Annotated in this window: 17 protein-coding genes; 10 read left to right on the forward strand and 7 right to left on the reverse strand. The window is 67.2% G+C overall.

What is annotated here, in order from left to right:
- Positions 1 to 3: 3 nt before the first annotated feature.
- The 3 genes from CXY78_RS13825 to CXY78_RS13835 all read right to left on the reverse strand — a co-directional run bounded on the left by CXY78_RS13825 (position 4) and on the right by CXY78_RS13835 (position 8,001).
- Positions 4 to 3,015 carry an alpha/beta fold hydrolase gene (locus tag CXY78_RS13825; protein WP_233206194.1) on the reverse strand — a complete coding sequence of 1,004 codons (3,012 nt, stop codon included), beginning with the start codon at positions 3,013 to 3,015 and terminating at the stop codon, positions 4 to 6.
- 175 nt (positions 3,016 to 3,190) lie between these two features.
- Positions 3,191 to 4,213, reverse strand: coding sequence for a 3-oxoacyl-ACP synthase III (locus CXY78_RS13830; RefSeq protein WP_092338637.1), 1,023 nt, complete (start codon positions 4,211 to 4,213; stop codon positions 3,191 to 3,193).
- A gap of 206 nt (positions 4,214 to 4,419) precedes the next feature.
- Positions 4,420 to 8,001, reverse strand: coding sequence for a bifunctional proline dehydrogenase/L-glutamate gamma-semialdehyde dehydrogenase (locus tag CXY78_RS13835; RefSeq protein ID WP_104090169.1), 3,582 nt, complete (start codon positions 7,999 to 8,001; stop codon positions 4,420 to 4,422).
- A gap of 157 nt (positions 8,002 to 8,158) precedes the next feature.
- Between CXY78_RS13835 and CXY78_RS13840 the strand changes: the two genes are divergently transcribed.
- Positions 8,159 to 9,133 (forward strand): LysR family transcriptional regulator, encoded by a 975-nt coding sequence (locus CXY78_RS13840; protein WP_092338635.1) that lies wholly within the window; start codon positions 8,159 to 8,161, stop codon positions 9,131 to 9,133.
- Between the two features lie 105 nt (positions 9,134 to 9,238).
- Here the strand turns inward: CXY78_RS13840 and CXY78_RS13845 are convergent, their stop codons facing one another.
- A complete protein-coding gene (locus tag CXY78_RS13845; RefSeq protein ID WP_104089857.1) occupies positions 9,239 to 12,946 on the reverse strand; it encodes a choice-of-anchor I family protein in 3,708 nt (1,235 codons plus the stop codon).
- Between the two features lie 116 nt (positions 12,947 to 13,062).
- On the opposite strand from CXY78_RS13845, the gene CXY78_RS13850 reads away from it, so the two are divergent.
- Together CXY78_RS13850 and CXY78_RS13855 are read left to right on the forward strand one after the other, a co-directional pair.
- On the forward strand, positions 13,063 to 14,631 hold the full coding sequence (locus tag CXY78_RS13850; RefSeq protein WP_092338631.1) for an NAD(P)/FAD-dependent oxidoreductase: 1,569 nt from the start codon (positions 13,063 to 13,065) through the stop codon (positions 14,629 to 14,631).
- A 71-nt stretch (positions 14,632 to 14,702) separates the two neighbouring features.
- On the forward strand, positions 14,703 to 15,209 hold the full coding sequence (locus tag CXY78_RS13855) for an SRPBCC domain-containing protein (protein WP_092338629.1): 507 nt from the start codon (positions 14,703 to 14,705) through the stop codon (positions 15,207 to 15,209).
- A 5-nt stretch (positions 15,210 to 15,214) separates the two neighbouring features.
- Here the strand turns inward: CXY78_RS13855 and CXY78_RS13860 are convergent, their stop codons facing one another.
- Positions 15,215 to 15,778, reverse strand: a complete 564-nt coding sequence (locus CXY78_RS13860) for an acyl-CoA thioesterase (RefSeq protein WP_369827315.1) — start codon at positions 15,776 to 15,778, stop codon at positions 15,215 to 15,217.
- Between the two features lie 126 nt (positions 15,779 to 15,904).
- Between CXY78_RS13860 and CXY78_RS13865 the strand changes: the two genes are divergently transcribed.
- On the forward strand, positions 15,905 to 16,543 hold the full coding sequence (locus CXY78_RS13865) for a LysE family translocator (RefSeq protein ID WP_092338625.1): 639 nt from the start codon (positions 15,905 to 15,907) through the stop codon (positions 16,541 to 16,543).
- Here the strand turns inward: CXY78_RS13865 and CXY78_RS13870 are convergent.
- Together CXY78_RS13870 and CXY78_RS13875 are read right to left on the reverse strand one after the other, a co-directional pair.
- Complete coding sequence (locus CXY78_RS13870; RefSeq protein ID WP_233197244.1) at positions 16,540 to 17,637, reverse strand: alpha/beta hydrolase; 1,098 nt, start codon at positions 17,635 to 17,637, stop codon at positions 16,540 to 16,542. The genes CXY78_RS13865 and CXY78_RS13870 overlap by 4 nt on opposite strands.
- An 84-nt stretch (positions 17,638 to 17,721) precedes the next feature.
- A complete protein-coding gene (locus CXY78_RS13875) occupies positions 17,722 to 18,246 on the reverse strand; it encodes a YbhB/YbcL family Raf kinase inhibitor-like protein (RefSeq protein ID WP_233206195.1) in 525 nt (174 codons plus the stop codon).
- Between the two features lie 96 nt (positions 18,247 to 18,342).
- Between CXY78_RS13875 and CXY78_RS13880 the strand changes: the two genes are divergently transcribed.
- The 6 genes from CXY78_RS13880 (at position 18,343) to CXY78_RS13900 (ending at position 24,384) form a co-directional block, all read left to right on the forward strand.
- Entirely contained in the window at positions 18,343 to 19,239 is an 897-nt protein-coding gene (locus CXY78_RS13880; RefSeq protein ID WP_092338623.1) for a rhodanese-related sulfurtransferase, read from the forward strand.
- A gap of 96 nt (positions 19,240 to 19,335) precedes the next feature.
- Positions 19,336 to 20,538 (forward strand): cysteine desulfurase-like protein, encoded by a 1,203-nt coding sequence (locus tag CXY78_RS13885; RefSeq protein WP_104089859.1) that lies wholly within the window; start codon positions 19,336 to 19,338, stop codon positions 20,536 to 20,538.
- 73 nt (positions 20,539 to 20,611) lie between these two features.
- A complete protein-coding gene (locus CXY78_RS13890; protein WP_104089861.1) occupies positions 20,612 to 21,514 on the forward strand; it encodes an ATP-binding cassette domain-containing protein in 903 nt (300 codons plus the stop codon).
- Positions 21,511 to 22,347, forward strand: a complete 837-nt coding sequence (locus CXY78_RS13895) for an ABC transporter permease (RefSeq protein ID WP_092338619.1) — start codon at positions 21,511 to 21,513, stop codon at positions 22,345 to 22,347. Before CXY78_RS13890 ends, CXY78_RS13895 begins: the two co-directional genes overlap by 4 nt.
- Positions 22,348 to 22,589: 242 nt before the next feature.
- Positions 22,590 to 22,931: a hypothetical protein gene (locus CXY78_RS20790; RefSeq protein ID WP_140425716.1), complete on the forward strand. Its 342-nt coding sequence runs from the start codon at positions 22,590 to 22,592 to the stop codon at positions 22,929 to 22,931.
- Positions 22,852 to 24,384, forward strand: a complete 1,533-nt coding sequence (locus CXY78_RS13900; protein ID WP_158253325.1) for an HNH endonuclease signature motif containing protein — start codon at positions 22,852 to 22,854, stop codon at positions 24,382 to 24,384. The genes CXY78_RS20790 and CXY78_RS13900 overlap by 80 nt, the downstream gene beginning before the upstream one ends.
- Positions 24,385 to 24,443: the final 59 nt, after the last annotated feature.

The raw sequence follows: 24,443 nt of genomic DNA on the forward strand, positions 1-24,443 counted from the left end.
CCCTCATGGCTTAGACCAGCGACTGCCAGAGAGGATGCCGGTGGCCCAGCGCGACAGCCGGCTGCGGTCGATCTTGGAGTTGTGCCGAATGTCGGTCGGCAGACCGGGAACAACGAGCACGGCGGCGACCGGCGAGCCCACGGCCGCGCGCACTGCGGCAGCGAGGGGCTCTGCAGCTCGGTGCACCCGGCGGGCCGGCGGTACCGTTTCGATCACGGCGACCTGCTGCTGTGTGCCGAGCGGACCGACACCGACGAAGGCCGCCCGAAAAACGTCGGGCAGGGTTTCGATGCGCTGCTCCGGCCCGACCGGGGTCGTGACGCCGTCGGCCGTCACGATGACGTGCGGCATGCGGCCCTCCACCCAGAGGCGGCCTGCACCGTCGAGGTGGCCGACGTCACCGGTGCGATGCCAGCGTTCGCCCGCCACAGCACCGCGCCGCGAGGCGCGCTCGGTGAGCCAGAGCCGGTCGTAGTGGTCCTTGACGTGCGGCGCCGACACAACGATCTCGCCGGTCACGTCGGGCTCTTCCGTGAGTTCACCAACGGATGCCCCACTCGCGTCGAGCGCGCTGATCCGGATGCGCGTGGTCGCGGTCGACCCACCGACGCAGACTCCCCCGGCCGGGTTCACAGCCGATCGTTGCTCGCCTGCCGCCGGGACGGCCACACTCGTCGAGCTGGTCGAGCCCGTCTCGAGAAGTCCGGCGGACTCGTCCGCCGCGGCACCCACTCTGGGTGAGTCGGCGACACTCGCGGCGGCGGCGCGAATGCCGTCGAGCGTGATGTCGGCCATGAGCAGGCCCTCGGTCATGCCGTAGGGCGTGTGCGCGGTCGCTCCCGGCATGAGCGCGGCGGCCTGGGCCAGCAGACTCTCGGAGATGGGGGCGCCGGCCGAGAGAAAACGCTGCACCCCGGCGAGGGCGGCGTGATCGGCGGGGGTGAGCGCGTCGGCGGTGGCGACGACGTTCACGAGGGCCGCGGGCGAGAGAAAGACGACGGTCGCGTCGATCGCGGCAACGGCGGCGGCAACGGCAGTGGCGGTGAGGGTTTTGGGTGCCGTGACATCCATATCGGGGGTGACCGAGCGGGCCCCGAGCGCCGGGCCGAGCAGGGCGAACGGGGCGAATCCGGCGACGAGGCCGGTACCGACGCCAACGCCGTACTGCAGAAAGAGGGCACGACTCACGGCGGAGAGCTGCCCGTGGGTGTAGACGACGCCCTTGGCCGGTCCGGTCGATCCGGAGGTGAACAGCACGGCGGCCGCATCATTTGGCGCGGGTTCGGTCGGGAGCAAGTCGCCGGCTTCGAGTCGGGCCTGGCCCAGCTGAATCAGCTCGGCCAGGGTGTGCTCGATGCTCAGCAGCCGTGCCATCGGGGCCGGAAAGCGGGCGACCGAGATCTTGCGCCCTGGCCAGCCGAGTGCGCGCGCGGCCATGAGGCCGGGAGCAGCCCCGATCACGAAGTCCGGGCGGGCGCCGCGCACGGCGCGGGTGAGGCCGGGAAGGCCGAGGCCGGCATCCGCTACGACGACGATCGCGCCGATGCGCACGCAGGCGTAGAGCACCGCGGTGAGGTCGGCGCTCGGCGGCACGAGGAGGGAGACACGGTCGCCGGGTGTGACGCCGATGTGCACGAGGCCGGCCGCGATCTGGCGCACGCGCCGCGAGAGCAGCCGCCAGCTGACGGTGCGCGGGGCCGGCTGCATGTCGACGAGGGCAGTTTCGTCGGAGTCCTCGAGGACGTCGAGGTAGTGCCAGAGCGGATGCGTCCCCGCGGCTTCCCACGCGGCCGCCGGCCCGCCAAAGACGGGCTCGACCAACGGAGATGGTGCGGCCGCCGAAGCAGGCTCAGGCGCGAATCCCGGCGTAGCGGCGGACAGCTCGCCGGGCGCCCCCATACGCTGATCGAGCTTGTTGAGATCGCCATTCCGGGAACGCGACGCACCGGCGCGAACCGAGTCGAGGAGCCTGTCAGCTACGGCATCCCCGAGCCAGAGCAGCGCGGCCGCGGCATAGTCCGCGTCCTCGGCGAGTAGATGCCCGGCACCCTCGAACCGGTGAACGCGAGCGTGCGGCATCCGTTCGACCAGGTCGTCGAGGTATCGGTCGCTGAAGATCGGGTCCCGGGGGCCCCAGAGCAGCAGCGCGGGCACCGCGAGTGAGCGCACGGCCTCGGCGATGCGGTCGAGTTCCGGCCGGCTCTCGTGCTCGAGAGCGACCGGAATATCGGCGACGAACCCGCCGATGCCGCCGCGGCGATCGCCGGTTAGGTACGGCGCGCGGTAGCCCCGCTTCACCTCGGGCGACAACGGCGGATGCGCGAGGGCCAACGTCGTGGCCAGGAACGCGGGCGTCGCGACGGTCGCAGGTCCCAGGATTCCGCGCCCGAGCGCGAGACGCAGGGGCGCCGGAATCTTGTCGCCGGCGGGCTGATGCACCGCGGTGTTCAGCAGCATAACGCCGGCCAGCAGTTCGGGATGGTCGACGGCCCAGCCGAGCGAGACCACTCCGCCCCAGTCGTGACCGAGGGTGATCACCGGGCCGACGAGTTCGAGGGCGTCCGTGAGGTCGCCGAGGTCCCGCACCCGGCGGGCGAGTGGGCGAAACCCTCCAGTGCCTGCGTGCTGGCGGCCGGTTGCGCCAGCACGAGCAGCACTGCCGGTGCGCGCGGAGAAGCCCATGTCGAGCTGATCGACAGCGATCACGCGCCAGGCCGGCGCGCCCGACTGTGCTGCATCCGTTGCTGCAGCCAGCAGGCCTCGCCAGAGGTACGACCAGGTCGGGTTGCCGTGCACGCACAAGATAGTTCCGACCGGAACCACGCCGAGCGCGTCGAGCTGCGGCCCATTGTCGAGCAGGTGCCAGCCGTGAGACGCGGCAGACCCGCTCTCGGCGACCTCGACCAGGCGCGACCACTCGGGTTTCAGCCCGGCCAGCCCGGACGGCGGCAGGGTCGCCACGACCAGCCGCGTGCGCGGAAGACGGGAAGCTGCGGTTGCACGAATCTCGGTCACACTCCTTTTGAGCCCGAGAAGCCACTTTCGGCCCCTTGGTTTTCACGAGAAGCCAACTTCGGCCCCTTGGCGCCGTTCCATGGGGCCGAAAGTGGCATGTCATGGGCGGTTGCACAGTTCATGGGGCCGAAGTTGGCATCTCGCAGGAGGCGAGGGTGGTGTCGGGCGGCGACTCTCACCAGACGAGTTCCATCATGGCGGTGTTGAGGCCCGAGCCGACACCCATCAGGAGCACCCGGTTGCCCGGTTTGAGCTTCGACGCCTCCTGGGAGAGCGTGATCGGAATCGACGCCGGGCCGACGTTGCCAAGCGTCGGATAGGTCAGCGGCACCTTCGCCTTGTCCATGCCGGTGGCCTTGACGATCGCGTTGGTGTGCACGTCCGAGACCTGATGCACGATGTAGCGGTCCATGTTCGACCAGCTCCAGTCGCGCTTGGCCTCGGTCCAGGCCGAGACGACCAGTTCCATGCCGCCCTTGAGCAGCGCCTTGGCGTCGGTGAACATGCCGTCGACGCTGCCGACGCACAGTCCGTTGAACTGGGTGGCCGCGCGGGTGACCCCGCCGAGGATGCGGTGCCCGGCGGGGTGGGCATCCGCTGGGCCGAGCACGGCAGCGGCAGCGCCGGAACCGAGGGTGAGGCTCGCGAACTCACTCATGAAGTCTTTGCGCTTGATGCCGGGGCGCCCGAGGCGGTCGATCGTGTTGGTCTGGATCTCGTCGGCGTCCTCGCCGTCGATGATCACGGCGTACTTGATCTGACCGCTGTCGATGAGCTGGGCGGCGAGCGTCATGCCGTTGACGAAGCCGAGGCAGGCGTTGGCGATGTCGAAGTTGATCGCCGACGACGGCAAGCCGAGTCCGTGGTGGATACGCACGGCGACGGAGGGTTCGAGGTGCTTGCGCGTGACCGAGGTATTGATGAGCAGGCCCACGTCGCTCGGCTTGATGCCGGCCTCGCGCAGGGCGATCTTGCCGGCCTTGACCGCGGCGTCGTCGAAGGTCTCGTTCGGCCCCCAGTTGCGGCGCTCATACACTCCGGCAACCCGCTGGAGCAGCCCGGTGGGCAGTTTGAGGCGCGTCAACACCGGCTTCAGACGTCGGTCGATCTCTTCCGACGTCGTGATGAGCGGCGCCAAGAGACTCGCGACCGACAACAGAGCGACGTTTCGGTGCGTCGTCGTCGCGTTTCCGTTCAAGCGTGAACCCCTGTCGAATTGTGGACAGCGGTAATCATACGGCCCGTTAGAGTCTGCCCCACGAATCTGTATGTAAACCGCACGTAGCCTGTGTGCCGTCTCGGGCCCATGCGTGCAGAACCGCGGAGATTTCGCCGCTGATCCCCCCAATCACACGATTGAAGGCGATCCGGCCGGAATCTCCGCGGTTACGAACCGTAACCGGCCTAGATCACGCCGTCGGAGAGCATGCTCGGGTTGCCGAAGCGGTGCGCGGTGATCGAGATTGCCTGTTCCCGCAGGAACGGCAGCACCTCGATGCGCCCGGCCTGGGTGACCGCGTTCGAGTACACCGCGATGTCGGGGCTGCCGTTGACCGCTTCGGCCAAAGCGGATGCTTCCACTCGCGCGCCCAGCACCGGGTCACTGCCGATGAGACGCACGCGGCTGGCCGTGATCCCGCCCGAGCGAGCGCGAGCGAGCCACTCCTCGTCGGTTTCGACCAGCACCGGGATCTCACGCTGGGCGAGGATATTGCGCACGCCCGGCGGCACCGGAACGCTGCTCGACACGTCGTAGCGCGACGTGGACAGGGTCGCGGCGGCGATCACGCGCAGCAGCTGGGCGAGCGTTCCGCTCTCGGTCAGGCGCACGGTGACCGGCAGCGCGCGGTAGCGGAACAGGTTGCGCTCCACCTTGAGGTCGGTCGCGTCGCGCACGACGTTGAATTCCTCGCGCCAGGCGAGAGCGTCGCTCACGGCCGAACGGCGCAGCACGTCGAAGTCGGCGTAGTCGAGAAACGGCTGGCTGGCCTCGATGATGTCGGTGACGCGCTGTTCGAGGCCGCGCAGGTGCAACGTCGAGCTGTTCCGGCCCGGCTCGTTGACCCAGCTGCCGAGGCCGAGCAGGTAGTTCGGTCCGCCGGCCTTGGTTCCGGCGCCCACGGCTGAGCGCTTCCAGCCGCCGAACGGCTGGCGCTGCACGATAGCACCGGTGATGCCGCGGTTGACGTAGAGGTTGCCGGCTTCGATCGTGTCGACCCAGAGGGCCAGTTCGTCGGCGTCGAGCGAGTGCAGCCCTGTCGTCAGGCCGAAGTCGACCGCGTTCTGAAAGCGGATGGCTTCTTCCAGGTTGCGCGCGTGCATCACGCCGAGCACCGGGCCGAAGAACTCGGTGAGGTGAAAGTACGATCCGGGCGCGACGCCGGTGCGGATGCCCGGCGACCAGAGCTTGCCGGTGTCATCGAGCTGCTTCGGTTCGACCAGCCACTTCTCTTCGGCGCCGAGCGTGGTCAGGGCGTGCAGTAGTTTACCGTCGGCCGGCGACATGATCGGGCCCATCTGGGTGACCGGATCGCTTGCCTGCCCGACCTTGATCGAGGTCGCGGCGTCGACCAGCTGGCCGAGAAAGCGTTCGGACTTCGCTACCGATCCGACCAGAATCACCAGGCTCGCGGCCGAGCACTTCTGGCCGGCGTGGCCGAAGGCGCTCTTGACGACATCGGCGGCGGCCAGGTCGAAGTCGGCCGACGGGGTGACGATGATGGCGTTCTTGCCGCTGGTTTCGGCGAGTAGGGGCAGGTCGTGGCGGAATCCGCGGAACAGCTCGGCGGTCTCGTAGCCGCCGGTGAGAATGACCCGGTTGACTGCGGGGTGCGCGATGAGCTTGGCACCGAGGTCACGGTCGGGCAGGTTGACCAGAGCGAGGAGTTCGCGCGGGATACCGGCCTCCCAGAGGGCCTCGACCACGACGGCACCGGTGCGCTGGGCGACCGTGGCCGGCTTGACGACGACGCCGGCACCGGAGGCGAGGGCGGCGAGCATGCCGCCGGCCGGGATGGCGGTGGGAAAGTTCCACGGCGGGGTGACCACGATGAGTTTCGAGGGAACGAAGATGGCGCCCTGCACTCGGTCCAGATCCTTGGCACGTTCGGCGTAGTAGTGGGCGAAGTCCACCGCTTCGCTCACCTCGGCGTCACCCTCGGTGATGGTCTTGCCGCACTCGCTGGCCATGACCTCGATCAGGCGATCTCGGTTGGCAGCGAGCGCCAGGCCCGCGCGGTGCAGTACCGCGGCGCGTTCGGCGCCGGTCTTCTGCCCCCAGGCTGCTCCCGCCTCGAGCACACCGTCGATGATCAGATTGAGCGCTGCCTCGTCGGGAACGGCGGCGGCCTCGATGGTTTCGGTTCCGAGAACGGATGCATCGGCGCGGGCCAAAATCCGTCGGCCCCAGGCCCGGTTGGCGGGCAGCGACGGGTCGGTGTCGGGCTCGTTGTGGAAGGTCGAGTGGGTGGGCGCCGAGCCGCGGGTGATGCCGAGCAGCACGCCGGTCAGTTGCGGGTCGTCGTCGCTGGCGGTCTCGGTTTGCTGGCTGCGGGCATCCGTTGTGGCGGCGGCCAGGCGACCCCGGTCGTAGCTGCTGGAGCGGTCCTGCACGCGGTTGGGGGTGGGAACCCGGTCGTCGAGGGCGTCGAGCGAGGCCTGGAACCGAGCCTTCTCGCGGTCGAAGAGCTCGGGGTTGCTGGTCAGCTCGAACACGGCCGACATGAAGTTCTCCGAGCTCGCATTCTCTTCGAGCCGGCGAATGAGATAGCTGATGGCCACGTCGAACTGCGAGGGGTCGACGACGGGTGTGTAGAGCAGCAGCTGTCCGACGTCCTTGCGCACGGCCTGGGCCTGGCCGGTGGCCATGCCGAGCAGCATCTCGAACTCGACCTTGTCGTCGACGCCGCGGGCAACGCTGAGCAGGTGCGCCCAAGCCACGTCAAACAGGTTATGGCCGGCGATGCCGAGCTTGACGGCATCCGTGTTCTGCGGGGTGAGCGCCCAGTTGAGCACCCGCTTGTAGTTGGTGTCGCTCTGCTGCTTGGTGGAGAAGGTCGCGAGCGGCCAGTCGTGTACGGCGGAGTCGACATGCTCCATGGCGAGGTTGGCGCCTTTGACCAGGCGCACCTTGATCGGGGCTCCGCCGGCCGCGCGGCGATTCTGCGCCCAGTGGGTGAGGCCCTGGATGGCACTCAGCGCGTCGGGCAGGTAGGCCTGCAGCACGATGCCGGCTTCGAGCTGGGCCAGCTGCGGCTGGTCGAGCAGCCCCTCGAACACGGCGATGGTGAGGTCGAGGTCGCGGTACTCCTCCATGTCGAGGTTGATGAACTTCGGGGTAGCGGATGCCGCGGCGAATTCAAACAGCGGCGTCAGGCGTTCGATCACGCGGGCGACGGTCTCATCGAAGGCCCACATCGAGAGCTGGCTGGCGATCGAGGACACCTTGATCGAGACATAGTCCACGTCGGGGCGTTCGAGGATGCGCTTGGTGCCTTCGAGGCGTTCGAGCGCCTCTTTCTCGCCGAGTACAGACTCACCGAGCAGGTTGATGTTGAGGCGGTTGCCGCCCTCTTTCAGGTGCACGAGCGCGGGACCGAGCTTGTCGGGCGTGGCGTCGACGACGAGGTGGCCGACCATCTGGCGCAGCACGGTGCGGGCGGCGGGAATGACGACCCAGGGCAGCACCGGTCCGAGAATGCCACCGAGGCCGATGGCCGCGCGCATGGGCACCGGCAGAAAACCGGGCGCCTTCTTGGCGACCTTCTGCAGGCTGTAACCGGCGACCATCTTGTCTTCGGGGCGCATGACGCCGTCAACGAAGCCGACCGTAAAGTCCAGGCCGTTCGGGTCCTTGAGCACGCCGGCGAGCCGTTCGGCAGCGGCATCCGCTGGGATGGTGGCGCTTTCGTCGAGCCATTTCTTGACGAGAGCGACGACCTCCGAACTGAAATCCTCGTTGGCGGGGCGGGTGGAGGCGTTGGTCATGGTCACGAGACTAGTCTTTCGTTCGCGGTTGGGTTGCTCTGGTTATTCAAGTCTGAGGCCAGCCTATATTTAGCAAAAGCAAATGTTTATGCATGATATTCGTTACAATTTCTAATGATTTGGTTTTGGGTCGTTCGATGGGTGTAAGGGGCAGCGGATGCTGGATGTGCGGCGACTCCGACTGCTGCGCGAACTGAAGATTCGCGGCACCCTCGCCGGGGTCGCCGCTGCCCTTGCCTACAGCCCATCCGCGGTGTCGCAGCAGCTCGCGCTGCTCGAAAAAGAGGCCGGCGTTGTATTACTGAAAAAAGTGGGGCGGCGGGTGCAGCTCACCCCGCAGGCCGAGATTCTGGTGGAGCACACCACCCACCTGCTGGAGCGGCTCGAACTTGCAGAGGCCGACCTGCGCGCCAGCACCACGACGGTGTCGGGCACCGTGCGGGTGGCCGTGTTCCAGTCTGCCGCCCTCGCCGTCATTCCGCGGGCGCTCACTTTTCTCGCCGAGGACTTTCCGGCGCTACGGGTCGAAGTGACCGAGCGCGAGCCAGAGCGCGGCCTGTTCGAGGTGGCCGCGCGCGACTTCGACCTCGTGCTGGCCGAGCAGTATCCCGGCCACACCCGCGCACACTGGCCCGACCTCGACCGGATCAACCTCGCAACGGATGCGCTGCGGCTCGCCGTGCCGCCCGCGGATAGTTCCCGGGACGGCGCAGGGCGGGTCAGCGCGGCAACCCTCGAGGAAACCGCCGGCCTGCCCTGGGTGATGGAGCCGGTGGGTACAGCGTCGCGGCAGTGGGCCACGCAGCTCTGCCGCTCGGCCGGTTTCGAACCGGACGTGCGGTTTGAGACCGCCGACCTGATCGCGCACATCCGCTTGATTGAATCGGGCAATGCGGTGGGCATTCTGCCCGATCTGGTCTGGGCCGGGCGCATGCCGGCCGTTCAGCTGCACGACCTGCCGGGCACCCCGCACCGCACCCTGTTCTCGGCTGCGCGCCGGTCGAGCGCGCAGCGGCCGGGCGTGGTCGTCGTGCGCGCAGCCCTCGACCGGGCGGTGAGCAAGGTGGCCAAACCCACGGAATCCGACCCGTTGGAGCCGCCGCGCCCGTTCGAGCCGCTCGCGCCGGTGTAACCGCGCCACCCCTCCTCGGATTGCACCCGGCGATCAGCCGCGTCGCATGACCGCCCAGTCAAACGGATGCCCGGCGCGAGCACCGGGGCATCCGTTCTGAACAGGCTAGGCCTGCAGGGCCTGGCGCTTGCGACGGGCCAAGATGAGGCCGCCGCCGAGCAACAGGAGCAGCGCGGCGAGGCCGGCCGGGGCCAGCGACGCGCCGAGTGCCGGGATAGCACCCAGGCCGCTCGTGCTCGCCGCTGCAACAACGGTGACCGCGAGGCTGATCGGCTCCAGGCCGACCGAGCTGATCACGAGCGTGTGCGCGCCGACCGGCGTGCTCGCCGGAATCACTGAGGAGAACGTTGCGACTCCGGCAGCATTGGCCGCGAAGGTGCCGAGGTTCACCGGCACGGAGTAGAGCGTGCCGGTGACCTTCTGGCCGGGGTTCAGCCCGGAGACCGTGACGGTGACGCGCTCGCCCGGGGTGAAGACGGCGTCACCCACGTCGATGCTGGCCCAGTCGGTGCCGGCCAGTACCGCGCGGCCGAGCGATGCCGGGTCGACGAGCGGGTGCTTCTCGAAATAGGCGACCGTCGCGGCGAGATCGGCCTGGCCGGTGTCCGCGACGCTGGTTCCGGCGGCGAAGGTCGTGAATTTGTCGCCGCCCGAGGCTAGGAACGAGTTCACCGCCACGCGGAACACGTCGGTCGGGGCGATGGCCACACCATTCAGCGACATACCGACGATGTGCTCGCCCAGCGCCGCGTCGGGCTCATAGAGGTAGCTGAACCCCTCGGAGACACCGAGGTGCAGCTTGGCGCGGCTGGACTGCCACTGCTGTTCGAGCACCGTGCGCAGCTGGTTACCGGTGAGGTCCATGGTGACGAGGGTGTTGGCAAAGGGCTGCACGGTGGCGACCTCTTTGTAGGTCACCTTGCCGTTCTCGCCGTAGCTCAGGTCGGTGCGCACCCCGCCGGGGTTCATGAAGGCGATCTCGGCCGGTTCACCGCCGAAGGTAGAGTTCGAGGTGGCCCAAAGCTGAATGTCGGCGACGAGGTTGCCGAGGCTCGATTCCGACCCGCGGTCCTCTGCCACGCCGTTGTAAGCACGTTTGATGTCGGCGCTGATGGCACCGACTTCAACCGAGCCGACGATGTCGGCCTGGGCCGCGGCATCCGTCACGATCTGCGCCACGGTGGCGTCGGCCGGGTAGAGGCCGGTCGTGCCGTTGTGCAGGTCCACCAGCGCGCTGGTCATCGAGACGACGCTTTTGGTCACTGGGTCGACCGAGATTTTCAGCTGGTCGAGGTTCATGCCGTACTGGCCGCTCTGCATCACCGGGCGTTTCAGCCCGTCGGTCCAGCCCGTGACCGGGTAGGAGCAGTTGTAGGTGGCGTGGGTGTGACCCGAGAGGATCGCATCGATATTGGCCGATGCGTCGCGGATCAGATCGCCGTAGAGGGTGTCGGCGTCACCGATCGCGGCGCAGTCGGTGCCGACGCCTCCCTCGTGGGTGAGCAGCACGATGACATCGGCCTCGCCGTTGGTCGTGTTGCCATCCTGCAACTGCGCTGCCACGCGATTGGCGGCCTCGAGCTGGTCGCCGAACTCGATGTCGGCGATGCCGGCCGGGGAGACCAGTGAGGCGGTAGCCGCGGTGACGGTGCCGATGAAGCCGACGCGCACGCCATCGACCTCCTTGACCCAGTATTCATCGAGTGCCGGGGTGGTCGTGCCCTTCAGGTAGACGTTGGCGCCGAGCGCGTAGCGCGGGTCGCCGAACGAAGACCGGACCCGACCCTCGAGGTCGTCCCAGCCCGCATCGAACTCGTGGTTACCCACAACGGATGCGTCCAGCCCGGCCGCAAGGAGCGCCGTGATCGTCGGTTCGTCCTGCTGCGAGAAAGAGGTGAAGGTGGAGGCGCCGATGTTGTCGCCTGCCGAGACGAACAGGGTGTTCGGGTTTTCCGTCTTCAGCTGGGCAACGGCTCCGGCCAGGACGGCCGCGCCGGCCTCCTGGTTTCTGGCGTTGGCTTCGAGGCGACCGTGAAAGTCGTTGATGCCGAGCACTTGAATTTCGGTGGGGATGACGTTGATCGAGAAGATGGTGGTGGTTCCGGAGACCTCGTTGCCGACGGCGAGCATCGGCTCACCGGTGGGCGATTCTTTGGCGGAGATGAACGTGACGCCCTCCGGGCCGAGGTCACCGGCTGCCGACAGGTCGACGGTGGCATCGACGCCGAAGTTGCGGTTGTTGAGGTAGGTCACGAACTTCGCGTCGGTCGGGTCGGTGATGTCGTAGGCCATGATGCCGCCCACCCGTTCCAGGCCGATGAAGGCGTAGGTGCGACCGTCAATCTCGCCGATGGCGAGGTTCTCGGGTTCGGGGCCCTTGTCGTCACTGCGACCCTCGAAGTTGGACTCGCTGTGGTTCGAGTTGAAATAGGCCGGGTTGGCTGCGGCAGTGATGCGCTCGAAGTCGTCCCCGGAGTCGAAGGCCTGCGTGCCGTCGGTGTTCCAGATCGAGAAGGAGCGGGAGCCGAAGGCGTAGAGCTCCTCGTAGCAGGTGCCGGCGGTGTTGTAACCGTTTTCCTTGGTCACGTTCAGGCGACCCATTCCGGCGTCGCTGTTCTTGCCGAAGAGGTCGCTAGTAGCGCAGATCGTGAGGTCCTCCGCACGCGCGCCCTCGACGTAGCTGCCCCACTCGCGGGCGTCGCCCTCGTTCGCGGTGACCAGGTAGGTCGCGTCAGTGCCGGTGGAGGAATCCTTCGCCGTGTAGGCGTTCATGCCGTCGGGCATGTACATGCCGTGCAGACCGGGGTAGGTCTGAATGTTGACGGCCGAATCCTTGTCGGAGGCGTCGATGCCGTTGCCGGGCAGGCCGTGGTCCTGAAAGCCGAGCGAGCGCACTTCGGTGACCTCAGCCGCGACGAGGTCAACCACAGCGACCGCGTTGGCTTCCTGCAGCGCCACATACGCGGTGAGACTGTTCGGGTCGATCGCGACATACTCGGGCTCGAGGTTGCGCGAGACCGGAAAGCCCGCTTCGGGAGTCGGTCCGAAGATGCGCACGTCGGGGTCGAGGGTCCTCGTGCCGCCATTGGCTTCGGATTCGTAGGCGTGAAAATCAGCGGTCGCGACGGCCGACGAAGCGGGCAGGGTAAGGGTCGACGGGAGCGTGACGACGCTGACCGACCCCTCGGGATCGACGGTGAACAGGTCGTTCGGCTCGCCCTCGTTGGCGGAGACGGCATACTTGCCGTCGGCCGAGATGCTCACCATGTCCGGCAGGGCACCGACCGTAACCGCGCCCAGAATGGTGGCTGTCGTCGCGTTGGCGTCGAAGAAGACGAGCCAGCCGGCATCCGACTTGGTGGGCGATTCGATGGCCATTGCGCCGAGGCCGTCGGCGCGCACGGCGACCGAGTTGGCGGTGGAACCGGTGGGGATGAGCGAGCTGCCGCCGTCGATTGTGGTTCCCGCTGCGCTGAGCGAGAACTCCTTGACCGGGGTAGTCGGGTCGGCGATGTCGAGCACGTCCACGGCACCCTGGGCCGCGTTGACCACGAAGAGTCGCTTGCTGGCGGCGTGGTAGGTCACGATCTCGGCGGCCGAGGCGTCAAAGGTGCCGGTCTCGTACGTTCCCAGCGGCGCCAGGTTGAAGTACGGGTCGGTCCCCGACGCGGTCACCGGTGCGACGACGATAGCAGCGGATGCCGTCGGTGCTGCCGACGATACGAGCGGCGCCACCGCGAGAGCGGCGCAGGCCGTGACAGCCAGGATGGCAACGGGTAGTCGGCGGCGTGCGGGGCGTCGAAAGGCGCTCATGCGGTAGATCCTCCTGTTGCAGACAATGGATGCCATTCTGTGTACTGGTCACAGGTGACTCGCAGGTGAATGCAAGGTGACTGATAGGTTCGGCGCGCACTGGCTAGGCTCTGCTCATGAGCGAGACCAGACACGACGTCGTGATTATCGGTGGCGGCCACAACGGCCTTGTCGCCGCCACCTACCTGGCCCAGGCCGGCCGCAGCGTGCTCGTGCTCGAGCGGGAGAAGCAGGTGGGCGGCGCCGCCATTTCAGCGGATACCTTCCCCGGCATTGACGCGCGCCTCTCGCGCTACTCCTATCTGGTGAGCCTGCTGCCGACCAGAATCATCCGCGAGCTGGGGCTCGATATCGAGCTGGCTCGACGTCGGTACTCGTCGTACACGCCGGGGCCGACTGGCGCCGGATTACTCGTTGACCAGGGCGACCCCGAAGCGACCAGGGCGTCGTTCGAACGCATCGGTGCCGCGGCCGATTTCGATGCCTGGAACTCCTTCTACGACGACACCGCCCGACTGGCGCGCGCCGTGTTTCCCACGATCTGCGAACCGCTGCTCACCCGATCGGAGGCTAAGCGACTGGTCGGCGACGATGCCCTCTGGACCGCCCTGGTCGAGCAGCCGCTCGGCGACACGATCACCAACCGGTTTGCGAACGATCTCGTGCGCGGCGTCGTGGCTACCGATGGGCTGATCGGCACCTTCACGGGCCTCGATGACTCCAGTCCCGACGCGAACCGCTGCTTTTTGTATCACGTGATCGGCAATGAAACCGGGGACTGGGACGTGCCGATCGGCGGCATGGGCGCTGTGACCGGGGCACTCGAACGGGCGGCGCGCGAGGCCGGTGCGCGGCTCGAAGTCGGCGCCGAGGTCACGTCGGCCACCCCCGACGGAGCCGTGGAATACCGCCAGAACGGGCGCCTGAAGACGACGAACGGCGCCGCGCTGCTGGCCAACGTGGCGCCGTGGGTGCTGCGGGGTTTGCTGGGTGGTGGAGGCGGGGCATCCGCAGACCTGGTCAAGCCGGAAGGCGCCCAGGTGAAGGTCAACCTGCTGCTGACACGCTTACCGCACTTGTTGGACGCGAGCGTGTCGCCGGAGGCGGCATTCGGCGGTACGTTTCACATCAACGAGGGCTACAAGCAGCTGCAGACCGCGTATGACCAGGCCATGTCCGGTGAGATTCCCGAACTGGTGCCGTGCGAGGTCTACTGCCATTCGCTGACCGACCCGAGCATTCTGTCGCCCGAACTTGCACAGGCCGGTGCCCACACCCTTACCGTGTTCGCCCTGCACACCCCGAATCGGGCGCTCACCGAAGCCAACAACGACCAGATGCGCGCGCAGCTGCAGGCCGCCGTGCTCTGCTCGCTCAATTCGGTGCTCGCCGAGCCGATCGAAGCCCTGTTGATGACGGATGTTGAGGGTCACCCTTGCCTCGAAACCAAAACAACCCTCGACCTCGAGCACGCCCTGAATCTGCCCGGCGGCAACATCTTTCACGGCGGGCTGTCGTGGCCATTTCTGGAGGATGACGAGCCGCAGGCCACGCCCGCCGAGCGTTGGGGAGTCGCCACCGAGCATCCGCGCATTCTCATTTGCGGTGCCGGAGCCAGGCGCGGCGGCGGGGTCAGCGGGCTCGGCGGACACAACGCCGCGATGGCCCTGCTCGAAGGGGCTTAGCGTGTAGCCGACCCTCTCAATGTGGCCTAACCTGAGGTTACAAGCGCATGTCACTCATAGTGGAGGTCCCCATGTCAGCCAAGCCCACCGGACGCCTCGTACACCGCGAGGACGGCCTGTATCTCATGCTCAATCGGCTGTTCAACGCGCCCATCGAGCAGGTGTGGGCGAGCCTGACCCGTCCTGCCGAACTCGAGAAGTGGATCGGCACCTACTCCGGTTCTCCGGCGACCGGCGCGGTCAAGTTCAAGATGACGGCCGAGCCGGATGCCAAGTGGGAGTACGTGAGTATTCGCGAGTGCCAGGCGCCGCACCGTTTCAACGGCGACTTCGGCGAGGGTGAAGATTCCTGGCGCGCACTGTTCCACCTGGTTGAGGGCGACGGCATGACCAACCTGACCTTCGGGCAGCGTCTGCGCTCGGCGAGCGAGGCCGCCACGGTCGGCCCCGGTTGGGACTACTACCTCGACCGCCTGGTCGCCTCCCGCGCCGGCCTTCCCCTGCCCGAGTGGAATCACTATTACCCCGCGCACGCCCAGTTCTACAAGGACCTCATCGTTCCGGTGCGCACCGCCTAACTAGGCTAGATCCAGATGCTCGGGGCCGGGGCTCGAGTGGGTGCGGCCGCTGCCGCGCCAGCCCACTCGAGCAGCCACTCCGGAACGCTCACGTTGTCGGGGGCGACCCCGATCGCGCCCAGCAGTTCGTCGATCGTGACGATTCCGCCGGTGCGCTTGAGAAAGCGACCACGAATGTAGCCGTGGGCGTAGATCTCGAGCACGCCGTCGGCATCCGGTCGTACGAAACGTTGCTCGACGTAGACCGCCTTTTCGTCGAAGCCGAGGATGCGCGACTCCACCGTGAACTTCTGGCCGACCGTGAGCGACTTGCGAAAACTGATGGTCTCGGAGACCACGACGGGGTACCAGCCTCGCTGCTTGAAGATGGCCCAGACGCCCGTGCGGTGCAGCATGTCGAAGCGGGCCACGTCCATGATGGACAGGTAGACGCCGTTGTTCATGTGCCGCAAAATATCCTGGTCGGTCGGCAGGGTCACAAAGTTGGTGCGCGCGACATCGAAGTGACCGAGCTTTGGGCCGAACTTCGACAGCAGGGCGTGGAGGAGGGTTCTGAAGAACATATGCACGAAACGATGCTAGCGAAGTGGGCGCAACCGCGAGCAATCCGTTGTGGGGGGGCACCAGCATCCGTCGCCGCAACGGGGGTTGGCTGCACGATGTGCCACAGTCGCCGCTGGGTTTAGCATTCAAACATGGTTTCCCTGCCCACCCTGCTCACGTTCGCGCTCGCGTCGATCGCGCTCATCGTCATTCCCGGCCCGACCGTGCTGTTCGTGATCGGACGATCGCTGGCACTCGGCCGGCTTGGCGGCTTTCTCAGCGTGCTCGGCAACGCCCTGGGCCTGATTCCGGTAATCGTCGCGGTCTCTCTCGGACTCGGCGTCATCGTGACCCAGTCGGTGCTGCTGTTCACGATCGTCAAGTTCGCCGGCGCGGCCTACATCATCTATCTCGGGGTGCAGGCGATTCGCAACCGGGGCAAGGCCGCGCAGATGAGCGAGGTTAGGGTGGCCCGCAAGACCAAGTGGCGGCTCGTTCTCGAAGGATTCGTGGTGGGCCTGAGCAACCCTAAGTCACTGGTCTTCTTCATCGCGGTGCTGCCGCAGTTTGTGAACTACCGGGCCGGCGATGTTCCGCTGCAGCTCGCGGTGCTCGGACTGGTCTTCGTGCTGCTCGCCCTGCTCGGCGACAGCACCTGGGCTCTCGCGGCCGGCACGGCACGGGTCTGGTTTGCCCGGTCACCGAAGCGCATCGAGAACCTGTCCTCGGCCGGCGGCGTCATGATGATCGGCCTCGGCGGAGTGCTCGCCGCAACCGGCGCGCGGTCCTAAACCGTCATAGCCCGCGGCGCGACGGCACGCACGAAGGCGCCGAGGCGACGGTAGACCTCCTGCGATTCCGGATGCGTGTCGTCCTGTTGCCAGGTGTGCTTGGTGTTGACGCTGCGTCGGCCGTAAATGAGCGTGTCGACCCGAATCTTGCGGGCTCGTAGCGCCTCGATGAAGTTGAGGTTGGCCCGGTAGAAATAGTCGCGCTCCGACGTCGTGACGAAGACCGGCGGAAAACCGCGGTCGAGCCACTCGATCGGCGACATGAAACGCGCGGCCGTACGCAGGTGCAGTCCGCGGCCGCGCTCGGGCAGCAGCATCCGAACAAAGTTGAGGCTCAGCACAAACCCACGGTCGAATAGCACCGAGAAATCGGCGATGCTGCAGTGCTGCACGAGGCCGCGCAGGTTGCGGCGGGCGACCGGCGGCGCAATGTCATAGTGTTCTGCGAGCTCGGGTTCAAAGGCCGCAGCGGTGAGCAGCGCCGCGATGTGGCCGCCGGCCGAGTCGCCGCCGAGCACGATTCGGGTCGGGTCTCCCCCGTAGGCGGCGATATTGCGGGCGACCCAGTCGAGCACGGCGTTGCCGTCCTTCATCATGTGGCCCAGCTGAAACCGGGTTGCCATGCGGTAGTTCGCGTTGACGACGACCATTCCTTCGGCAGCCTGGCTTGCGCAGTACTTGGTGAGCGGGTCTTTGTCGCCGGAGGTCCAGCCGCCGCCGTGAAAATACACGTACACGGGTAAGGGGTCTGCGCCCGCTTCGCGTTTGGGAACGAGAACGTCGAGCCGGTGAATCTTCTGGCCATCGCCGATGTAGTCGAGGTCGAGGTCGTATTCGACCGAATCGATCGGGTGCAGGTTGAACTTGTGCACCGGGGTCGCCCGGCGCAGCATCAGCGCGCGCCACGCCCAGACCGGCAACCGACGGATGCCCGTCTCCCGGTGCAGAGACCGGTCGACGGTCACGCCGTCGGCATGCAAACGGATGCCGTGCAGCCAGGCGGGCGTCGGCACGGCCGGGCGCGCTGACGACGTTGGGGGGCTGGTGGGGGGAATGGAACGGGCGGTGTCGAACGTGGTGCTGGTGATACTCACTGCCTGAGGTTAAGTCGTTTCCCCCGAATCCCCGCTGGGAGTTACCCCATTTGGGGACAACTCCCGGTTTTACACGGCGCCCCCTCAGGCAGCGGATGCCCCGCCCGCGACCCCGGTCGCCTCCAGTACCGCACGCGCGAGCGTGTGAAAGTGCAGGTTGAAGCCGAGAACGGCCGGCGTGGACTGCGAGTCGAGTTCGAGCGTCGGCACGTCAACGGCGTGCACGATGAACTGGTAGCGGTGAGTGCCGGTTCCCGGCGGCGGGCCAGCGCCGATGAACGAGGTGAGACGCACCTCGTTCGGCAGCACGAGTGCGCCGGCCGGCAGGGTATTAATTCCCGCAGCCAGCTCGGTCACGGATACCGGCAGGTTGGCCACCGCCCAGTGCCAGAATCCGGAGCCGGTCGGGGCGTCGGGGTCGTATACGGTGAGCGCGAAACTCTGGGTCTCGGCGGGAAAACCCGACCAAGAGAGCTGCGGGGACACATCCGCTCCGCCCGCGTCGGTTCCATACTGTGCTGCGGCGAGCGGTGCCCCGTCGGTCATGTCGGTGCTGCTGAGTGAAAACTGGGGCACCTCGCCGAAGCGGGCGAGCGGGTCCTGGGTCACGATTTGCCTCCTCGATACGGCTGACCAGTGGCAGTACAGACAGTGCGGCCAGCCTACGCGCGCTCTCCGGAAATGCGCACAAAGTAAAATGGGCCCATGGCCATTCCGAAGATTCTGCTCTTTTACATCTTCACGCCGCTGGCCGACCCCGATGCGGTGCGACTGTGGCAGCGCGACCTGTGTGCAGGGCTCGGTCTGCGCGGGCGCATCCTCATCTCGAAAGACGGCCTGAACGGCACGGTCGGTGGCGACCTGCCCGCGATCAAGAAGTACATTCGCAAGACCCGCGACTACCCGGCGTTCAGGCATATCGACTTTAAGTTCAGCGAGGGCACCGGCCTCGACTCGCACGGACACAGCCTCGATTTTCCAAGGCTCGTGGTCAAGGTGCGCGAGGAGATCGTGAGCTTCGGCGCCCCCGGCGAGCTGCGCGTCGACGGGGCCGGCGTCGTCGGCGGTGGCACCAAGCTGCAGCCGGCCGAGCTCAATGCGCTCGTCGCCGAACGCGGAGACGAGGTCGTCTTCTTCGACGGGCGCAACCGGTTCGAGGCCGAGATCGGCCACTTTCGAGACGCGGTCGTGCCCGATGTGGCCAACACGCGCGAGTTCGTGGCCGAACTCGACAGCGGCAAATACGACCATCTCAAGGGCAAGCCGGTCGTGACCTACTGCACCGGGGGCATCCGTTGTGAGGTGCTGAGCGGTCTCATGAAGTCGCGTGGTTTCGGCGAGGTGTACCAACTCGACGGCGGCATTGTGCGTTACGGCGAGGCTTTCGGCAATGAGGGACTGTGGTCGGGATCGCTCTACGTCTTCGACCAGCGGATGTCCATCGACTTCGCACCCGGTGCTGCCGTGCTCGGGACCTGCCAGGAGTGCGGCCAGGCCACCACGAACATGCTCAACTGCCGGGACGCCTCCTGCCGCGAACAGCTCGTGGCCTGCCCGGACTGCGTCACACGCGAAGCGCCCGCCTGCGCCGCGCACGCGTAGCTCGACCACTCGTCTCGACCACCCGTTCGTCGCGGCTCGACCGGCGGTGGTCTCGGCGGCGCTGGTCGACGAGCAGACGCTGTGCTTGGATGGCGTGTGACCTATGACGCGCTGGCAGTCCGCTCCCACTTTCCCTCCCTCTCCTCCGGGTTCGCCCACTTCGACGGTCCGGGCGGCACGCAGACGCCTCGCCAGGTCGCCGCCGCGATCGCCCTCACCCTGACCCGACCGCTGTCCAACCGCGGAAGCGGCAGCCTGCCGGAGCAGAACGCCGACAACGCCGTCACCGTCTTCCGCACGGCGATGGCCGACCTGCTCGGCGCCGACCCGCACGGCGTGGTCTACGGCCGCAGCGCCACCCAAATCACCTACGACTTCTCCCGCCACCTCGGCCGCAGCTGGAATGTCGGCGACGAGATCGTGGTCTCCAGGCTCGACCACGACGCCAACATCCGTCCCTGGATCCAGGCCGCCGAACACGCCGGCGCCACCGTCAAGTGGGTCGACTTCGACCCGGCAACCGGCGAGCTCAGCGCCGAGGCGGTCACCGCGCAACTGACCGAACACACCCGTCTGGTCGCCGTCACGGCTGCTTCCAACCTCATCGGAACCCGACCGCCGATCGCCGCGATCGCCGCCGCCGTGCACTCGGTCGGCGCCCTGCTATGGGTAGACGGGGTGCACTACACGCCGCACGCCTCGGTGGACGTGGCCGCGCTCGGCGCCGACTTCTTCGTCTGCTCCCCGTACAAGTTCCTCGGACCGCACTGCGGCGTGCTGGCCGCCGAACCAGCCCTGCTCGAGCGCATCCACCCGGACAAGCTGGCCACCTCCACCGAAATGGTTCCGGAACGCTTCGAATTCGGCACCCTGCCTTACGAGTTGATGGCGGGCGTTACTGCGGCCGTCGATTTTCTGGCCGCACTGGCACCGATCGGCGGAAGCCGGCGGGGGCGCCTGGTGCAGGCATCCATCGCCCTGGAACATCATGAGGCGGGCCTGCTCGCCGAACTCGAGGCCGGGCTGGCCGCTCTGCCCGGCGTGACCGTGCACTCGCGTGCCCGCGAGCGCACGCCAACCGTGCTGGTCACCTTCGCCGGGCACCCGCCCGCCGATGCCGCGGCGTTCCTGGCTGCCCGGCGGGTGCTCGCCCCGACCGGATCGTTTTACGCACTCGAGGCCTCGAAGCACCTCGGGCTCGGTGCTGAGGGCGGCCTGCGCATCGGACTGGCGCCGTACAACACGGCGGGTGAGGTGCAACGACTGCTCACCGGCCTGGAGGACTTCCTGCTGGCCTGAACTGAAAAGCCCGGTAGACGGCACTATACGGCCCCTGGGTAATAGGGTGGGAAGCACTACAGAGGGGAGTCGGATGCCTACCGGCGCTGTTATCGAATTCAGCAACATCAGCAAACGCTTTGGCGGGGTCGCCGCGGTCAACGACCTGTCTTTCACGGTAGAGCCCGGGCGGGTTACCGGCTTTCTCGGGCCGAACGGTGCCGGCAAGACCACGTCCCTGCGCATTCTGCTCGGACTGGTCGCGGCGAGCAGCGGAACGGCCACGTTTAGCGGCGTTCGCTACCGCGACCTGCCCAATCCCCTTGCCACGGTGGGCGCAGCCCTCGAAGCCGCCAGCTTCCACCCTGGCCGCTCTGCTCGCGACCACCTCGGCGTGTACGCGATCGCCGCCGGGCTGCCGCGCACCCGGGTCATGGAGGTGCTCACCCAGGTGGGCCTCGCCGCCCATGCCGCCCAGCGCGTCGGCGGCTACTCCCTCGGTATGCGCCAGCGGCTCGGCCTGGCCTACGCCCTGCTCGGCAACCCGGGCGCGCTCGTGCTCGACGAGCCGATCAACGGACTCGACCCGGAGGGCATCCGCTGGATTCGCGGTTTTCTGCGCGACATGGCCGCGGAAGGACGCACCATTCTGGTCAGCTCACACCTGCTCTCCGAAGTGCAGCAGAGCGTCGATGACGTCGTCATCATCGCCCGCGGCGAGCTCGTGCACCTCGGCCCACTCTCCAGCCTCGATACGGATGCCGCGCCCCAGACGATCGTGGATTCTCCCGACCGCGAGAACCTCACAGCCGCGCTCACTGCGGCGGGCATCACCTTCTCGATCGGCCGCACCGGCCTGCTCGCCGCCACATCCGACCCCGCACTGCTCGGCCACCTCGCTTTCACCGCCGGGGTCGAACTCAGCGTGCTGCACCGGCAGAAAACCGGCCTGGAAGACTCCTTTCTCGCCCTCGTCGGCGGGAGCCACTCGCTATGACCACGTTCCTGCGGTCGGTCTCGGCCGAATTCGCCAAAATTTTCACCACTCGCCTGTGGTGGCTTCTCGCTATCGTTCTGTTCTGTTACATCGGCCTCATCGCCGGCGGGCTCGGCGCGCTGCTCGCCGGCGTCGAGACCGGTGTGATCAGTCCCGACGCGGTGAATACCGGCGGTGCCGGCGCCTTCGGTTTCGGCAGCCTCCCACCGATCATCTACAGCTTCGCTTCCTCGGTCGGCTACGTCTTCCCCGTGCTGCTCGGCGTGCTCGCGACGACGGGTGAATTTCGCCACCAGACCCTGACACCCACGTTTCTCGCGACGCCGCGTCGCGGTGTGGTACTCGCAGCGAAGACGGTCACGCTGGTTCTGGTCGGCGCTGGATTCGGAGTTGTCGGACTGGCAGCATCCGTTGGTCTCGGCGGCGGGGCGCTGAGCGCGTTCGGCGTGGATGCGCTGCTGCTGGACTCGGAAACGTGGCTGCAGGTCGGTCGCACAATTCTTGCCATGGGCCTGTGGGCTGCAATCGGCGTGGGCTTCGGCGTTCTGGTGCCGAGCCAGGTTGCGTCGATCGTGGTCGTGCTCGCCTTCACCCAGTTCGTCGAGCCACTGTTACGGCTGGCCGCCTCTTTTCTCGAGGTCACCGCGCAGATCGGCAACTATCTGCCCGGCTCGGCCTCCGATGCCCTCGTCGGTGCGAGCGTCTTCACCCTCGCGAACCCGGCAGGCGCCCCGCCGCTGGACTGGTGGCAGGGCGGCCTCGTGCTGCTCGGTTACGCCGTGGTCGCGACAATGATCGGCTATGCCGTGAGCTGGAAGAAGGACGTCACCTAGAGCGCTGCGCCGGAAGACCGCTGCATTTTTCGTCAATCGAGCTGGTCGAGATCACCGTCGAGAGACGTGTGGCGGTCTGTGGAACCCGCCCACCTCCGCCGGTCGTGCCTGTCGAGACCCCCATAGACCAACGCGAGCCGCCTCGAAAACACGAGTGTCCGTGCGAATTCAGGTTCGCACGAAAATCCCAATAGATGTGAGAATGGCTCGATTTTCAGGGTTGGGCTTGGTACACTTGTTCTATGAGCCAACGCGGCGATACCTCCCAGCCGGGCCTCGTCGATCCGTTCGTCGCGGCCCACGGTTACCTGCCTTCCACAGCCGAGGAGCGCGCTGAGTTTGATGTGTTCTGGGCGCAGTGTCAGGCCGATTGGCCGGTTGAGATCGCCGAGGGCCTCGGGCAGTTCGCTCCGTACGACGCCCTCGACGACGTCGATACCGCGCCCGCCAGCCGCGACCCCTTCCTAGCTGATGCTGTCGGCCCGGAGCTTGTCGGCCCGGAGCTTGTCGGCCCGGAGTCTGCCGGCCGGCCTGGACCTGACCGAGGTCTTCGCCGCCGTACCGCCCGCGCACCGGTTCGATGATGACCTGTGTGAGGAGTTTCTCTACGGCGAGTATCTCCGCACCGAGCACGACATCGATGACGAACCGGGCGGGCCGCTTTCGGCCGACAGCAGCCCGGCCGACAGCAGTCCATCCGATAGCAGTCCGTCCGATAGCTTGAGTCCGTTTCAGCGGCATCAGGCGCAGTTCGTTGACCGGGTGCTCTTCTTCGAGAAGATCATCGCGTGGGCCCAGGCGAGCAAGGCTGAGGTTCTCACCGAAGCATGGGACTACACGACCAACACCGCCGAAACCGGCCGCCCCGTATCCGTGCCGGGCCATGAGCACGATTGGGACGCCACCTTCACCGCGCAGCGGGGCCTTGTGGCGGAGATGGCGTGCGCGCTGCGCATCCCGAACGGCACCGCGTCCGGCCTGCTCCAAGAGAGCCGCCAACTGGTGGTCGAGCGGCCCGATACTCTCACCGCCCTCCGCACCGGGGACATCTCCCTCCGCCACGCCCGCCGCCTGCTCGACCAGCTCGGCTCCGTGCCGCGGCCCGCCCGCGACGCGCTGGAGGCGGTGCTGCTGCCGCACGCCAAACGCCTCACCCCCACGCAGTTCGAGGGCAAGGCCCGCAAAGTGCGGGAACGGTTCCACCCCGACAGCATCACCGTGCGCCGCGCCAAATGCCTCTCCGACCGCAAGGTGCTGTTCTTCCCCGATAAAGACGGCATGGCCACCCTCTGGCTGCGCGGTGCGGGTGACGACCTGCAGGGCATCTACACCCGCGTCACCGACGCCGCCCTCAGCCTGCAGTGCCCGGGCGAAGAGCGCACCCTCAGCCAGCTGCGCGCCGACGTCGCCGTCGACCTGCTCCAGCAGGGCGTCACCGGCAGCGGCCTCGGCGCCGGACTCACCGCCAACGTCAACATCACCGTGCCGGTGCTCACCCTGATGGGCAAAAGCGATGAACCCGCCGAGTTTGAAGGGTACGGGCCGATCGACCCGGAGACCGCCCGCCGCCTGGCCGGCACGGCGACGAGTTTCCTGCGCATCCTCACCCACCCGCACACCGGAATCGTGCTCGACGTCAGCCAAGACCCCTTCCGCGTGCCGGCCAGCTTGAAGAAGTACCTGCGACTGCGCGATGGAACCTGCCGGTTCCCCGGCTGCAACCGCTCCGCCGGGCACAGCGACCTCGACCACACCATCGACAAACAATTCGGCGGCCCCACCACCGCCACCAACCTGCACTTTCTCTCCCCGGCGCACCACAACCTGAAGCACTTCATCGACTGGAAAGCCATCGCCGACCCCGACGGCACCCTGCACTGGACCAGCCCCGCCGGCAAACACTACGCCACCGACCCCGCCACACGCATCAGCCCCCACCTCCAACACACCGCGCCAGCACCACCCCCGCCGACCATTCCAGCACCACCCGTGCCCAACCCATGGAACACTTGCGACCCTGACGCGCAACCGTTCTAGCCGCCGTCCCGTGCTCCTCCCGATTCGAAAATGACCCGTTCGACCGCTACGACGCTGTC

The organism is Cryobacterium sp. N19 (assembly GCF_002929595.1).
GTDB classification, from domain to species: Bacteria; Actinomycetota; Actinomycetes; order Actinomycetales; family Microbacteriaceae; genus Cryobacterium; species Cryobacterium flavum.

Coding starts and splice junctions, on each gene's coding strand:
- CXY78_RS13835 (WP_104090169.1), bottom strand. CDS start 8,001: ATGACCAACGCCTCCACCCGCCCCGCCAACGAGGATTTCAGTTCGGAG.
- CXY78_RS13840 (WP_092338635.1), top strand. CDS start 8,159: ATGCTGGATGTGCGGCGACTCCGACTGCTGCGCGAACTGAAGATTCGC.
- CXY78_RS13845 (WP_104089857.1), bottom strand. CDS start 12,946: ATGAGCGCCTTTCGACGCCCCGCACGCCGCCGACTACCCGTTGCCATC.
- CXY78_RS13850 (WP_092338631.1), top strand. CDS start 13,063: ATGAGCGAGACCAGACACGACGTCGTGATTATCGGTGGCGGCCACAAC.
- CXY78_RS13855 (WP_092338629.1), top strand. CDS start 14,703: ATGTCAGCCAAGCCCACCGGACGCCTCGTACACCGCGAGGACGGCCTG.
- CXY78_RS13865 (WP_092338625.1), top strand. CDS start 15,905: ATGGTTTCCCTGCCCACCCTGCTCACGTTCGCGCTCGCGTCGATCGCG.
- CXY78_RS13880 (WP_092338623.1), top strand. CDS start 18,343: ATGGCCATTCCGAAGATTCTGCTCTTTTACATCTTCACGCCGCTGGCC.
- CXY78_RS13890 (WP_104089861.1), top strand. CDS start 20,612: ATGCCTACCGGCGCTGTTATCGAATTCAGCAACATCAGCAAACGCTTT.
- CXY78_RS13895 (WP_092338619.1), top strand. CDS start 21,511: ATGACCACGTTCCTGCGGTCGGTCTCGGCCGAATTCGCCAAAATTTTC.
- CXY78_RS20790 (WP_140425716.1), top strand. CDS start 22,590: ATGAGCCAACGCGGCGATACCTCCCAGCCGGGCCTCGTCGATCCGTTC.